The organism is Roseibium sp. (assembly GCF_051016195.1).
Taxonomy (GTDB): Bacteria; Pseudomonadota; Alphaproteobacteria; order Rhizobiales; family Stappiaceae; genus Roseibium.
This window is the reverse complement of record NZ_CP134616.1, coordinates 3,002,016-3,016,955: the sequence shown is the minus strand read 5'-3', so window position 1 is coordinate 3,016,955 and position 14,940 is coordinate 3,002,016. Positions and strand designations below refer to the sequence as shown.

Annotated in this window: 9 protein-coding genes; all 9 read right to left on the bottom strand. The window is 58.6% G+C overall.

All coding sequences use genetic code 11. The features are described 5' to 3' along the window. Window positions 1–8: 8 nt before the first annotated feature. A complete protein-coding gene (locus tag RDA78_RS13860; RefSeq protein WP_434055884.1) occupies window positions 9–1,352 on the bottom strand; it encodes a polysaccharide pyruvyl transferase family protein in 1,344 nt (447 codons plus the stop codon). Window positions 1,353–1,395: 43 nt separating this feature from the next. Next, window positions 1,396–4,197 (bottom strand): glycosyltransferase, encoded by a 2,802-nt coding sequence (locus RDA78_RS13855; RefSeq protein ID WP_434055883.1) that lies wholly within the window; start codon window positions 4,195–4,197, stop codon window positions 1,396–1,398. Window positions 4,198–4,201: 4 nt separating this feature from the next. Next, window positions 4,202–5,731 (bottom strand): DUF6212 domain-containing protein, encoded by a 1,530-nt coding sequence (locus RDA78_RS13850; protein WP_434055882.1) that lies wholly within the window; start codon window positions 5,729–5,731, stop codon window positions 4,202–4,204. A 444-nt stretch (window positions 5,732–6,175) separates the two neighbouring features. Then, window positions 6,176–7,528, bottom strand: a complete 1,353-nt coding sequence (locus RDA78_RS13845; RefSeq protein ID WP_434055881.1) for a glycosyltransferase family 4 protein — start codon at window positions 7,526–7,528, stop codon at window positions 6,176–6,178. Next, a complete protein-coding gene (locus tag RDA78_RS13840; RefSeq protein WP_434055880.1) occupies window positions 7,525–9,789 on the bottom strand; it encodes a glycosyltransferase family 2 protein in 2,265 nt (754 codons plus the stop codon). The genes RDA78_RS13845 and RDA78_RS13840 overlap by 4 nt, the downstream gene beginning before the upstream one ends. Window positions 9,790–9,794: 5 nt before the next feature. Further along, complete coding sequence (locus RDA78_RS13835) at window positions 9,795–10,559, bottom strand: hypothetical protein (RefSeq protein WP_434055879.1); 765 nt, start codon at window positions 10,557–10,559, stop codon at window positions 9,795–9,797. Between the two features lie 10 nt (window positions 10,560–10,569). Then, the gene (locus RDA78_RS13830) at window positions 10,570–11,826 is read right to left on the bottom strand and encodes a glycosyltransferase family 4 protein (protein WP_434055878.1); all 1,257 of its coding nucleotides are present in this window, start codon (window positions 11,824–11,826) and stop codon (window positions 10,570–10,572) included. Beyond that, window positions 11,823–12,674: a class I SAM-dependent methyltransferase gene (locus RDA78_RS13825; RefSeq protein ID WP_434055877.1), complete on the bottom strand. Its 852-nt coding sequence runs from the start codon at window positions 12,672–12,674 to the stop codon at window positions 11,823–11,825. Before RDA78_RS13825 ends, RDA78_RS13830 begins: the two co-directional genes overlap by 4 nt. Beyond that, window positions 12,671–14,881, bottom strand: coding sequence for a glycosyltransferase family 2 protein (locus RDA78_RS13820; RefSeq protein ID WP_434055876.1), 2,211 nt, complete (start codon window positions 14,879–14,881; stop codon window positions 12,671–12,673). Before RDA78_RS13820 ends, RDA78_RS13825 begins: the two co-directional genes overlap by 4 nt. Window positions 14,882–14,940 lie beyond the last annotated feature (59 nt).

Genomic DNA, 14,940 nt, shown 5'->3' with positions numbered 1-14,940 from the left:
CTTCGGCGTCAGCTTGCCAGCTTGGCCTTGGGGTCCGGAGTTCTGACCTCACGAAGCGCCAGTTCCAGCTTCCAGGCCCGGTCACGCAAGGTCTGGATTTCGCCCGTCATGTAGCCGACTTCGTCCTGGAACCACTCGGTCACTTCACCCAGGTTCTGGTCTGTCTGCACCAGGTTGGGCTTTTCGAGCGCTTTCTTGGGCGGCGCCGCCACCGGTTGGACCAGCACATGGTTCAGCCCGTTCTCTGTCAGGAAGCGGTGATACTCTGCATAGTTCAGCCGGTAGACATGCTGGACCTTTGAGAAATCCGCCTTCTCGAAAATATTCGAGAGATTGATCGGCATGTAGTCTTCGACTTCGACCGAAGGAATGGCGAACAGTGTCGACAGCTCCCGAATGCGGGAATCGTAGGTGAAGAAGACCGCCGGAATACCCTGGTGAAGGCCGATCACGTTGCCGTGCAGCCTGAACCCGACAAGAACGTCGACATTCTTCTTCGCATCCGCAGCCCACTCGTCAACATCGAAAAAGGCCTGCATGCGGTCGCTGACCAGCGTCTCCACATCCTTGTCGCCCTGAAGACTGTACTTTTCGAGGATGGAGCGGATGTGTTTCTGCTTGGCCTCACCCTCCTCGAAGATGGCAAGCGTTTCCTCGCGCTCACCCTGTGAGTAGAGGCGATTTTCGGAGCGCTTGGCAACGGCCTGGATGAGAGCGCGCTGCATCCGGTTGGTTTTGGTCGCATTGGACGCATAATCGGCCGACAGGTACCTGTTGAGCGTCAGGCCGACACGTGCATTGGCCGGGTCAATCGGCTTGATTTCGATGGAGGGACGCAGGTTCCGGTAGAAACTCGGACAGCCGATGATCCGGATATTCTTGATGCCTATGTCGTTGAAGACCTCGGCGCTGTAGACACCGCGCACGCCGATCGTTTCGCATTTGTCGGCAATGATTTTCCAGGCCTCGACGCTGCCTTTCGGCAGTTCCAGCTTCTTGTACTTGGCAGCCTGGGCACCAACGCCGATCGGTACGATTGGACCTTTCAGTTTCTTCAGCAGGGGAACGACATTGCCGATATCGACGGTCTCGGTGAGGTAGTTCGAGCCCCGGATGACGGTCGCATCGTACTCCTCTTTCGGCCAGAGTTTCTCGTCGCCCGCATGGGCGAACTGGAGATTCTTGATCTGGTCATACGCCAGCGCCTTCAGCATGGCGTCGTAAACGAGCACGTCGCCAGTATTGATGCCGCCGCGCGCAAAGGCCGACAGCGGGTCATCGATTTTTAAAAATGCCGATTTGTTGCCTGGCTTGACGGCAGCGCCGCCATTTAAAACGAAGAGCTTTTTCATGCGATCTGCACCTTCCAGTGTTCGGGCCAAATGCGCCCTTCAGTTATTGTGCGGAGGATTGACGGACTGAATTTTTCCAAACGGCATCATCGCCGCCGTCTTTCCTGACTTCGGGTGTTTCCTGTGAGTTTTCGGACTGCGGGAGCGCGACCTTGGTGCGCCGGATACTCTTAAAGCGTTCTGGGAACCAGGTGTGCAATTGCCTCAGAAAAGGCTGCAGGCTCTTGTCCCAGTTCCGGTCGGCCGCCTGCTGAGCGGCACGCGCAGAAAGCCCGGTCAAAACCTGAGGCGATTTCGCAATGGCTTCAAGCGCGACTGTCAGATCATGGGTAACCACGCCATCGTCGGTCGACCGCAACAGGATCCCGTCCTTCTTGTGTTCGATGAGTTCCGACACGGCTCCCACATTTGTGGCGATGGGAACACAGCCGAGACGCTGCGCCTCGATGATCGTAAGCGGTGCGCCTTCCCAGCGGGACGGGAGCACGAAGACATCGGCCCAGGCGAGCAGCTTGCTCAGAAGACGGCTGTCATAAACCGGTGGTTCGACGCGAATGCCCACGTCTGCAAACCGTTCACGCCAGGAACCGCCCGCACCACTGTCCATGACGTCGGACCCGACAATGCGCCAGTCGATCGGAATACCGCGTCTCTTGAGCGTGCGTGCCGCCGCATAGATGCGTTCAATTCCCTTCTGCCGGTCCAGGCGCCCCAGAAAGAGCGCCTTGAGCGGTCCCTCGTGCGTCTGGCTTCTGGCTGCTGTCAGCCGTGCCACGTTCTCGTTCGAAAGCGGGTACCCTGCAGCATTGGGAATATGCAGCAGCTTCGCGCTTGGGACGCCCATGCCATGCAGCCACTCGGCCATATCGCGCGAACAGGTCAGGATGCTGTCGTAGATGTGCTCATAGGCAAGAGCCAGATAGGGATGACCCGCCGCGCGGCCCATCTCCGATGAATCCAGCACATGAATGTAGTTGACGATTTTCACGCCACGGCGCCTGAGTTCACCAAAGACCGCATTGGCGGGTGCGAGCTGATTGTTCACGACGACATCAAGGCCGGACAGGAAACCGATAATTTCCCGGGCCTTCGCATTCTCGTCATGTCCCATGAGGATATCATGTCCGGAGAACATGTTCGGACCGCCCCAGAGCGGGTAGTCGTCGGCGAGAAAGTTGATGCTGTCGAACAGGCCGTCATTGTCTGGAATCCGATGGTAAACCGGTTTCCCGAACACAAACAGATGCACTTCGCATCCCGCTTTCTTCAGGACGTGCGCGGCTGCATAGGCGACTTTTTCAACGCCGCCGAAAGTGGCGATCGGCAACAGCAGGCCGACGCGCAGCGGACCGTCCTCTGTGGCCAGTCTCGGCATCAAAGGCGCGGCCCCGAGCGAGTGACGAAGCAACTCGTGATACTTGCTTCTGTCCGGGAAATAGGCGGATCTCCAGATCCACCTCTTGTTCGGGCCGTTCCTGTAACCGGAATCCCGCAGCGCCCCGAGCGTCGCCAGCAAAGAGTTGGTCGCGGACAGGGCCGTTCCCTGAATATCGTCGGCGGAGAACGGTCCCCTGACGACAATCTCGGCAATTTTGGGTGACGGCTGGGTTTTTCTGAGTGTGCGCACCCAGTCGTCCGATTTGTCCTCAACGCATTGCTGAACAATACCGAGCGAACACATCCAGCCAAGCGGCCGCTTGGTCAGTTCCCTGCCCTCCCCGAGCGTCGTGACTTCGACGCCCAGCCTGTCCTTGTCGCTTTCGAAGCGGATGGCGACAAAATTGTGCGACTGCGACATGCGTTCGCCAAGCCAGAGCACATTGTGCAGCAGCCCGAAACCGTTGAGGGCGTCGCGATGGGCCGGCGACATCCAGAGCCAGAAGGGCGGAACGCCGAATGTCTCGGGTTCCGTGCGTGCAGCCCAGAACATCTTGACGAATTCCTCGAAGCCCCGCCTTTCATGTGCAACGATCGGATCCGTGAACAGGTCGACGAGAAAGGAATCGGTCCCGAAAGAAACATAGCGGGGAGTTTCCTCGTGCTCCCAACGCAGAAGCGTATCTGCGGAAAACAGCTTTTTGTGCTTGGTCCTGATGTATCCGAGAATGCTCTCCCGCGTCCGGTTGGAATCGCGCAGCATGCTTTCGGCACGTTGGCGGTATTCGAAACCGAAAAACGGATGGTTGGCGCCCTTGAACCCAAGGGAAAGCGCCTGCAGCCAGAACTCCCAGTCTTCAAAGCCGGATTTCATGGTTTCATCGAAACGCACGCCGGCATCAAGGATGTTCCTTGAGACCAGGCTCCCGGCTTCGCAGATATTGTCGAAGACGACATGCAGAAGCCTGGAATACTGGGCGGTATAGTTACCGTTCCACTCGATCCCGAACTTGTCGATATTCGGGTATATCCAGTCGATCCCCTTGTTCGCCCGCATGTAGTCCAGAAGCACCCGCATTGCCGTCGGGGTGATGCGATTGTCCGCGTCCAGGAAATAGACCGCCTCAAGGTCGCTGAAGGTGCGAAGGGCGAAATCGATACCGTAATTGCGGGCCGAACTCAGACCGCCATTCGGCTTCCTCAGGTAGTAGACGTTTTCGTTCGCCAGCGCGTAGGCCTGACCGACCTGCGCCGTTTCGGGATAGGGGCAGCCGTCGTCGACGATTACCACCGCGATGTTGAACGGCGCTTCCTGACAGAGCGCAGCATCCACCGCTTCCGTCAACAGAACGGAGTGCTTGTAGACCGGGATGAGAATGGCGATGGTCGCCGAAGGTTTTTCGCAACCGCCGAACTGTGCGTAGCGCACATTCGGATGATCCTGCTCGTTTGCAGTTTGACGCAACATCCGGTTATCCGCTCACGACTGCGCGGAAATTCGTGAACTTCGCCCAGGCGAAATCGTTGCTGCCCTGTTCGCTCATCCGCGTTGCGAAATAGACGTTCTGCCAGGCACCGACCTGTTCGCTGGCAAAGGCGCTCAAATGGGCGCTTTCGCCGAAGGAAACGGGCTTCCAGCCCGAATAGGCCTCGCCAACCGTTTGTTCCCTTTCTTCCCGGAAGAGGGCGCGTGCTGCGTCAAGATTGCCCGCAACCGCGATCGCAAAGTCGATGTCGGCGGCGCGGCTGTTGTCGATGAAGGCCTTAGCAGACATGCGAATGATCTGTGGCGGACACGCGGCGGGTAGTTCGCCGATTGTCATGCCTTCGGCAGGCGGGTGACACCCGATCGCCCGTTCTGCGGGCAACGGCATGATCGCCTCGAAATCGAATTCGACTTCATCGGAGTTCGCAAGACTCGCGAGTTCCAGAATGCCCGGTGCGATCGGCATGTCCCGGAACCCTTCGCCCTGAGAGAGCTGTTGGGACTGGGCCGGAATGTAGTTGGCAGAAGACGGCATGGAGACACCGGGAATACCGCCCCAGACCTGCAGCGCCAGGCTGTTCTTGAGGACCGGCATACCGTTGGAGGCGTCCCTCACCTGGAACATTTCGATCGGCTGCAGGCTGCCGAGTGACAGGCGCGGCGTATCCTCGTCCGCCTCTTCGATCTGAAGCCGGAACTCCAGCGTGCGGTTGAGCCCGGCGGTCGATTTGGACAGGCCGAAGATGTTCCAGCCGCTGGCCAGGTCTCCGCTGGAAATCTGCCAGCTGTCGACAATGCGCAAGTCCTCGAGCGTGACCAGTTGCGCGCGCAGTTTCAGATCCTGGCGCGCGCCGGGCTGATCCACGTGCACGGACACGCCGCTGACCCCTGAACTCGGTACGGGCAGGATCTGGCTGATCCCGTCCTGCGATGCGCTGGCAAGCACATTGGCATTGAGCGGGTTCTCGGCAGGTTCATTGCTGAAAACCAGATCGAGCGGTTGCAGGCCGTTCCGGTTCAGGAAAGATTCGATCGCGGCGAACCTGTTCTGCAGGTCGTCATTCATGCTGCGAAGGGTTCTGAGTTCCCGGTTCGACAAAACCAGCCGCCGGGCGGCCGATTTCACGTGTTCTGCCACGAGAGCCAGGACCGATGAAATCGCTTCGTTTTCCTGACCCCGGCTCCAGCCGACGACGGAAGGCAGCTGCACGACACCGTGCCTTTGCAGCCATTTGAAGAGGGTGTCGACATCCGCCGAAGTCCCCGGCTCAGCCAGAACCGCGAATGCCATGGCCGGCGCTTCGATGACCTGGAACACCGCTCCGTTTTGATCGGAAAACAGGACCTGACCGTCTGCAATTCCCTCAAACCAGACGGTTTGCACCGCACCCAAAAGGGCATTTGGCAACTCTTGCCGCCCGACGCCGACCACCATGAGGGTTAGATCTTTGAGGAGCCTTTCCTCGATTGCCGGTTTCTCAACTGGAAATGCCTCTTGCGTGGCCACGACTGTCATTGGAGCCCCCAAACTTCGCACACTACGGGCATTTTTCCACAAAAAGCCCATACTCGATCATCAAGTACACTATCAGAAATTTGCGTCAGTTTATGACGATAATGCGGCGCAGCATAGTAAAATTACTGTTTTTTTATGTATTTAATTACTTCTAGAGAATTTTTATTGAAATTACCTCAGAAATAAACAGATAATATTCTGAAATGTAATTCGAAACTCGAATTAATATTGTAAATTTGCGACATCATCCGCAACCTTCGATTCAACGCCAGGTGCGAATTTACGGACCTTTTTCCTTGTTTACTTACATCATGAATTGATTGTGCAACGCAAACTAACCCGTCTCTTCAAAGCAACCCGCTCCGAGGCTGAAAATTTTCATCACGCAGTGCCGGACTTGCGGTTGATTGGTCATGTTGCGCACCGGTCCGACGGAAAAACCTCCTACGCACTTTGCTTCAGGTTGCCGGTTATCGCTGGTGCTCCTTTGTGGCGCTCCGCAAGGACCGATCGATAGAAATTGAGATGCTCCCTCGCACAGTCCTGGTAGGTGTTCGGTTCCATGATTCCCGCCCGAAGTGAATGCCACAGATCCTTGTTCTGCAGCGCCTCGCTCATCGTGTCGGCGAGGTCTTCAGGACTGCCGGCAAGAAAATGCAGTCCGTCAACCCGGTCCTTCACCTTTTCGGCCATTCCGCCGATGCCACTGCAGATCAGCGGCCTTCCGTGATGGAACGCTTCCTGGATGATGACGGGTGAGTTCTCCCACCAGACAGATGGCAGAAGAACCCAGTCGACCTGGCGCATCAGCGAAGGCATGTCCCGGTTCTGATAGGAACCGGCAAAACGGACACGGTTTTCGGTTTTCTCGATCAGGCCGGCGATCTTGGTCCGGAACGCTTCCGGTTGCCTGTCCAGGTTGCCGCCGAAAATCGTCAGGGACGCATCGTCTTTCCAGATGCTGTCGGGGATGCGTTGCACCGCATCCAGCAAGACATCGACGCCCTTGTAAGGTGTCATCTGCCCGAAGAATGCAAATCGCGAGCGTCTGTCGCCGGCATCCCTGAGCCGTCTCGCGTCGGCCTTTTCGGGAACGTTCAGACCGTTTTCGATCACCGAAACACGCTCGCCGGGAAGACCCCACTGTTCATATCTTTCGGCAAGAAACCTGCTGGGTGCGACGAAACCATCCGCAAGACCCAGCATCGATTGGACGAAGTGTCTCCGGCGCAGGAACTCTCCGGGTGAAATCTCTGGAAAGCAACCGTGACAGGCGATCGGAGACGACATCCGGCAAAGCGCGTGCGTCCCCGTCTTCACCATCTGCCCGTGGTGGTGACAAATCGCGAGGAACTCGTGCAACGTGACGATGATGGATGCATTGGGAAGCGCGCTGCGCACGACGTGCAGCGCCTCGAGACCAAGCCCGATAAAATGATGGAAATGAACCACATCCGGATTGAGGGAGCGAACGAAGCGCCGCAGGTCGGACTGCAGATCGCCCGTGTTGCGGTTGGAAATCAGGAAATGATCGTATTCGTCCGCGTGATAGAGCAACTCGTCTTCGGCATTCGAAACGCCCATCAGCGCCGACCGGCCGTGCCTTGGATAGTCGTCGCCGACGCGTGCAAGAAAGAACGACTGCGATCCCGTCGCCGACTTCAGACCTAGGTGAAGATTGTAGGACGCGACTTCGGCACCGCCGAGTGACAGCACGGGGTGGCCGTGGGAAATGACCAGCACACGAAGGGTTTCATCTGTGGCTGCATCCCGCTTTGCCGGTGACGTGCCCGTCATTGCAATCCCTCCTTCAGCGCACCAAGCCGCCCGCCCCACGAATGGTTGAACTGTTGCCGATCGTGCTGACCCACAAGCTTGTGCCAGAGGCGTTCGCTTCCCTGCCCGCTTTCGGGATGAACCACCTCGACTTGCGGCACCCAGAAGGACTTCAACCCTGCCGCCCTGAGTTTCAGGGTCGCATCGAGCCCCTTCTCGTCGGTGCCGAGGTAATTCCGGGCAAAGCCTCCGGATGTCAGGAATACGGTTTTCGGCAACACGCAGCAGTCGAATGTGGCTGCCACGATCTCGCTGGTTTCAGCACCCATGAGCGTTCGCCGCGGATACCCGACATAATGCTGCTTCAGAACATGCGCATCACCGTCCCGGTCGATCCATGTACCGGCCCAGCGGATCGTATCGTCTTCGTAGAGCACGGTTGGCATCACCAGGCATGCCTCGTTGTGCTTCTGGAACTCCGCCACCAGCGTGTCCAGCCACCCGGAACCGAGAGGCAACACGCCTGCGCCAAGGCAGACCACCGTTTCGGATGGCGCAGCCTGAAGACCGGCCTGAATCGCATCGAGTGTGTCTTCCACTCCCCCAGCCCGCACGATCCTGAGAGAAAGGCCGTAGAATGATCCCAGACGAGCTATCTCCTGAAACTGCTCGTCGATCGCGTTCTCGGACGCTGAAACGACAATCGGCGTCCCCCTCAGGAACGGATCAAGCGCCAGAACCGGCAAGAGAGTTCTGAGCGTGTTGATAGAGCCATCAGACCCGATCACGATGGATCTCTGCGCTGCATCCGGCATAGGACCGATGTCCTTTATGTCCTCCACGGTCGGTTGCGACAGGGGAGCGCCGGCGAGCAAAGGAAGAAACTGCCGCTCGATAATGTCGGTGGCCGAAGCAATCGTCGGATCAAGTCCGGCAACAAGACGGCGCAATGCGGACCGCAATGACGTACGCCCCAGGGCAATCGGCGCATAGGCCGACCGTCCGTCTCTGAGTATGACCTCGAGATAGGGTTTGTCTTCGAGACAACCGCCGATCTCGGGAATAAACGCGAGAAAGCCGTGCCGGTTACTTCCCCTTGCCGCGCCCAGGAAGGGTGACAGGTCTTCAAAAGTCTCTGTGACGTCCGGCCTTTCCTGTGTTGTCCAGGTCTTGTCCAGCCTCGACGAACGCTCCCCGGCGCGCAGAAAGACAGCCTCGGCATGATCTTCCGGGTCGAGGAGCCAACCGGAAATCACAACGCTTCCGCAATGCGTCGCAGCACAAAAGTCGACGCCGATCCGCACCGGCACATCCAGTTCGCTGACCGACTCCCGCCCGTCAAACCGCAGCGAGGCCCGTTCAAGTTTCTCACGGGCTCCGCCGGACATGTTGAGCCGCGGCAAAAGTGCTCTCAGGTGTCCCGGCAGCGCCCGCGCGGGTGAAACCGTGCTTTTCTCGTGGACATCGACCTTGTTCCACCCGCTGCGGCCGCGAAAGAACAGACTCCGGATCGCAGGCGCGTCGACACCTTCCGCATTGTCCAGAATACCGGCGAAACCGGGGGCCTTGCCGCCCGTGTCCTTTCTTTCGAACACACAACAGGAAAGATCCGCGACACGGAGCGACCCGTCAAAAACAAACACCCGGTTGCGGCCGACCGGGGGTTCTTTCGACCAGCCCTGAATGTAGTAGTCACCCTCATCGAACTGCCCGAGCATTTCGACATACCCGTCCCTGCGCGCGACATGCATGACAAGTTTGGCGGCAACCGCCTGGCTCTTGACCTCCGAGTTCGCGGCGATCAGCGCGTCGATCAGCACCTCGACAACACTCGCTTCCTTCTGCGAAACGGCGTCGCCGACAAGACGCACGAAAAGATCGAACGCAACCGGCCCATATTTGACCGCGTAGGGATGAGAGTGTCCCTTGCTGCGGATCGACACCCTTTGAAGCCTTGGCACCGCGACGGAATCCAGCGACAGGATCGCAATGAAGGGCGTGCGCGTTCGATCCCGGTTGGACTTGGACAAAAGCGACACGATCATGCAGGGAACCGCGGTTTTAGGATCTTCGTTGAGCACGGCCTGAAGATTGCGTGCGAAGTTTTCTCCGACACCTGCAATCAGGATCGTGTCACGGTCCACCACGGAGCAAAGGACGCTGCGGCCGTCGACTGGCAGAACCGCATCGGGCGGGTCTTTTGCCTCGCCCGTAAGCGCCTTGTGCTCGGCAGACGTATCCGACAGCCTTTTTGCGCCTTCAAGCGTGACCACCGGCTCCATCGCGATCAACTCCACAAACCACCAGCGGCGGCAAAGACCATCCCACCGACAAACCCGACCAGAATCGCAAGCAACAGCATGTGAACCTTGAGGCTGTTGCGGTTGCGGTCGCCAAGGGCCACCAACCGGTCGTCAAAGCTTTTCAGCGTCGTGTCGAAGCGCAGGAGAAACACTTCAAGTTCCTTGATCCGCTGCGCAAGATCGCCCTGCCCGTTTTTCAGGATAGCCAGCGCCTCGCCAAGCTCTCCCTCCGTCGATGCGAGCGTATCGATCCGGCTGGTCGTCTCTTTCAGAAGCTCTGTCGCATCCCGCTGTCCGAGAGTGCTCTGCCCCTGTATCGCAATCACCCGGTCCAGTTTTTTCATGACGATCGAGAGCGGCAGCGCAATGGCGGCTTCCGCGGCGCGTTCTTCGGCGCTCGGCCGAGGCAGCTTGGTTTGCACCCCGTCCCGCGGGGATTCGGCGATCACGGACAACCCCTCAGGCGCCGATGCGGCGGCCTGCGGAAGCTGCAGGTCAAAGGCATAGGCGCCATCACCAATCCCGTTGCGCTGCAGATCGATCCGTTTCGTATCCGCCAGCTTGCTCATCACGCGATCGCCGTCGTGAAGAACGTGTATCGTCATGCGGTCATCGGGGTTGGCAGCATCCCAGGCCCACCCGAGAAGGCGCCCGTTTTCGAAAGCATCGACGCGCCCCTGGATCTTCGGGACTTCGCGTTTGTCCTCATCCACGGCTTCTGCTTTTTCTTCAAGTTTTGCTGCAGTCATTGTGCTCTCGTCAGGCTGCGGGGTCGTCTGCGAACCGGCTTTGGTCTTCAAACAGCTGGATATACTGCTCCGCGACACTGGAAACGGTTGGGGGCTGTTGCGTGTTCTCCGCCAGTTCCCGATACCTTTTCGGATCCGCGGCTGCTTTTGCCATCACGGTTGCCAAACCCGATGGATCGTTCCTGCGCACGTGCAGTCCGTCGACGCCGTTTTGAACAGCTTCCGCCATGCCACCGACGCCGGTAGTGATCACGGGACGCCTGTGCTGCTGCGCTTCGGCAATCACCAACGGCGCGTTTTCCCACCAGAGCGAAGGTACGATCACCCAATCGACCGGTTCGATGAGCTCTGCAACATCATGCGGCTTGTAGGGGCCGAGCCGTATGACATGCGGGCTGGTGTCTTCAAAGAGCGTTTCGATCCGCTCGACGAAGTTTGGGTCCTGAAAAGGCGAGCCGCCATGCACGCGCAATTCAAAATCGACCTCGCGTTCGATCAGAAGCCTTGCCGCCTGGAGCAGAACCTCGATTCCTTTCCAGGGCGTCATGTTTCCAAAGAACCCGAAAACAGGTTTTGGATCTTCATTCCCGGCTCTGCTTTCGGCCGGCTCTGTCTCGGGCCGGCCATTCCGGATGACTGAAATCTTGTCTGCCGGCAGCCCCCAGCGGATATAGACATCCCGAAGGAAGGCGCTTGGTGAGACGAACTGATCGACGGCTTGAAGATGGGATTTGATGAAACGCTCGCGCAGCCGCATATCATTCGGCTTTGCTGCCTCGACGCAGCGGCACAACCCGCCCGGTCCGAGCGCTGCGCAAGGTTCATCGGGACTTTGCATCAGGACGCCGTCATTTGCACAGATCGCGTAGTAGTCATGCAGGGTCATGACGATGCGAACGTTAGGGAGAATGCGGCGGATCAGAAGCGGCAGTTCGACGCCAAACAGGATCAGATGGTGAATATGGACGATGTCCGGCCGGAAACTCTCCAGCAAGGCCGTCATATCGGGGACGAACGCTCGCAAGTCGATTTGGCTCATGTTGAAGCGGTCGAAGTGACCCGCCCACATCAGCAATTCATCGCCGCTGTCGCTGATCGCCTGAAAGCTGGTGCCCGGGTGTGGTTCACGATGCAACTGGTTGGTAGCACCGACAAACAGCGACTGATGTCCGGCTTCCCGGTAGGCCCGGGACAGTTCAAGCGCAACTGTCTCCGTGCCCCCGGGATGGAGATCCGGATGATTGTGCGCAAAAACCAGGATCCTCATGAACCCTGTCCCCGCGACGACTTAACAGCGACAAAAAAGTCCTGGTAGTGCTGGCTGCCCGTCTGCCCACGCCAGTGGCCGAGCTTTTTCAGGGCGATGTCAAAACCGGTTGCATGCAGCATGGTGTCCAGGAACCCGTCGTCGAAGGCGACGGCGGCCAGCAGCGCCGTTTTGTCCGCATGCCAGGACGGTCCTTCGGAAGTTCGGTGAAACCGTATCCTGGGGCCCGGTTCCACCGTGCCGCGCTGGCTTTCGGGGCCCATGACGAAGGCGGACAGGAAAAGCCTCCCGCCGGGTTCAAGAAACCTGGAGATTTCACGAAAGTAGGGTTCGATCTCGTTAGCCGGCAAATGCGTGACGACAGACGTCATGATCGCAAAGTCAAACGCGTTGCTCTCGAAGGGAAGCGACAGGTTGGTGCCCCTGATGCTGCCGTTCGGATTGTAGAGCTCGTTCGCGATATCCAGGTGCATGAAGCGGAAATTGGGATAGGCGGATCCGATATGCTGCGTGCTCCAGCGTATGCCGGCAGGTGCCGGATCGAGCCCGGTATACTGGCCTTCATCGGGATCGAGATATTGCGTCAACGGCACCGCCATCCGCCCGATGCCGCATCCGATATCAAGGACACGCTCATCTTCACGCAATCCGCCGAGTTCAACGAAATGCCCCAGAAACTCCGTTCCGATCGCGAGGTAGTCACCATCGCCGACAAAGTTTTCTTCCTGTGGCGGCACGGGCAGAAAACGGTTCCGTTCGATCGTTTTCTGAAGCAGGGCCAGTCTGTCGCCGCTGAGCGGTGCTGACTTCAAACGGACATGGTCCTGGATGACGACGGGTGAGTTCATCCGGCCAGCACCCCGTCCCTTGCCCCGATTGACGACATTACATCCATAATCTCTTGTTCCCATCTGAGTTGCTGAAGCCATCGATTGTACTGAGACGCAACTCCCCTTGTGTAATCGCCGTTTTTCTTTATTGAGATACGCTCGAAGTGATAGAGCTCGACATCGCCCAAGTAGTAGATCTTCTTGTTACTGGCCCTCAACTTGAGGCAAAGGTCGCTGTCTTCGTAGTCTCCGATGATGAAATCAGTGGTGTATCCACCGGCCTGTTCGAAGTCGGACCGAGATATGACAAGGCAGGCACCGGTTACGCCCGGGACCTCCCGCGACAGGCTGGCCTGGGCATAGTTTCGTGGAAAGCCTTTGAAGTAGTGATGGTTGAACCAGCGCTTTTTTTCATCGTGAATGAACTTCAGGCCGGCATGCTGAATGGCGTTGTCCGCATAAAGCAGTTTCGCGCCGACCGCGCCCACCTGTTCATCCATCATCAGGCAGGCACAGAGCTGCTCAAGCCAGCCGCTTTCCGTGGGCACGACGTCGGAATTGATCATGGCGAGATAACGGCCTTGCGCACGCGCCGCCCCGGCATTACAGGCCAGTGCGTAGCCGCCATTCTGCTCCATGACGACGAGCCGAAGCGGCAGGCCGTAAAGAAGATGAAATCCGATCATCAGATCCTCGACATGCGTCGCCTGCTCCGGGGAATCGAGCACGAAGATGATTTCAGCATTTTCGGCCAGCCACTTGTCGGCTGCAAACGCGGCGAGTTGCGGTTTGATGAATTCGTAAACCTTGTAAAGGGGAACAACGATGGAAACGGTCGGCGACTTGACCCGGGTCCCGATCGAGATTTCGCTCGGGGATCCGACTTGATTTCTGAATTGGTCCTGCAAATCGGCGAACGGTTGCGCCAGGCATTGCGAGATCACCTCGTCCGTCGCGTGCCTGGGCGGCACGACGCCGAGCGCGCTCGCCCTGCTGTCCGCCGCGTCGCTCGGCTGCGGCGGGGGCACGAGAGGAGCGCGTTCACCGGATGCGAGCCTGAGTTCAAATCGCGGCTGGATGTGATGCTGCATCTTCGCGCCCGCCGGCGCAAACGCAACGAATTTCCGGATCGCGTACCCGCCCTGGGATTCCGGGAGGACACCGTCAAACGTGTGCAGTTCGAGAGATTGCGGCTCAAGTCCGGGCACAAGAAGATCGAGACCCGCATAGGATCTGCCGGGATCACGCATCCAGCCGCCTGCAAGCACACCGCTCTCGACGGTCAAAGCCGTTTCCACGGCACAGAATGCGGCCGTTTCGCCGAGCGCGCCATGGCGCCTGGCAGGCATCGGTTCAGCCAGTTGAAGATCCCGCACCGCCGCCCGTGTTTCCGCGCTCTTGCCACCGAACCTGGTTATGAGATGATCGCGCAGTTCCGGCAGTTTGCGTGCATAGGCGGCCCACCAGGTGCCGAGCGAGCGTGGTTCTGCACCCGCTTCGATCCGCCGGATGGCAAGCCCCCAGGGGCCGGACAGCATAAGGAAGCTCTTCGACGGCGGCTTGGTGCAGGAGACCGTTCCGACAAACAGCCGGTTCTTGCCGCGTTTGTAAATTGCGTTGAATGGCTCGGGGTCGAGCCGCCTGATCCCGTCGCCGCCGATCAGCACCGCGGAGGAGACGTCCGCACACTCGCTGTTCAGCAGCGTTTCGACAATCCGGGTTTCACCGACGCATGCGACACACTCGCCGACAGGCGGGGTATCATTCACGGAATGAAGCAGCTTTTTCGAAAATCCGAGAAAGCTTCGCGAACGCGAAAGCCGGAACATTCCCGACCATGTATTGAGGATTGTCGTGACGAGAACGGCACAAGCGTTCTGTGTCAGTCCGTTGGTAAGCGCGAATGGGTCCGCAGCAGCCGCGCCTTTCTCAGGATTGAAAATCACATCGGCACCGGACCCGACGGTTCCGGCGGTAAGCTTCAATTGCAGTGGTGTCTGCTCCTTGACCCCAAGCGCCCAGACGATCCGTGAGCGGCCGTCGAGCAGCGCAAGGCGGACACTTGCAAGAGCGGAGAATTTCCTGCCGGACGCCTCCTCAAGCTGTGGCGGCGCGTTGACCGTGTGGGCTGGGTCCCAGGCGACCAGATAAACTTCAGGCGTTAACTGCAGAAACTGCGGGGCATCGAAAGGCGATTCCGCGTATGTGCCGAGAGTTTCGAGCATCTTTTGACTTCAATACGTATCGATACGCCGATCCGGCTGACGGAAGATAACGGCCCCGG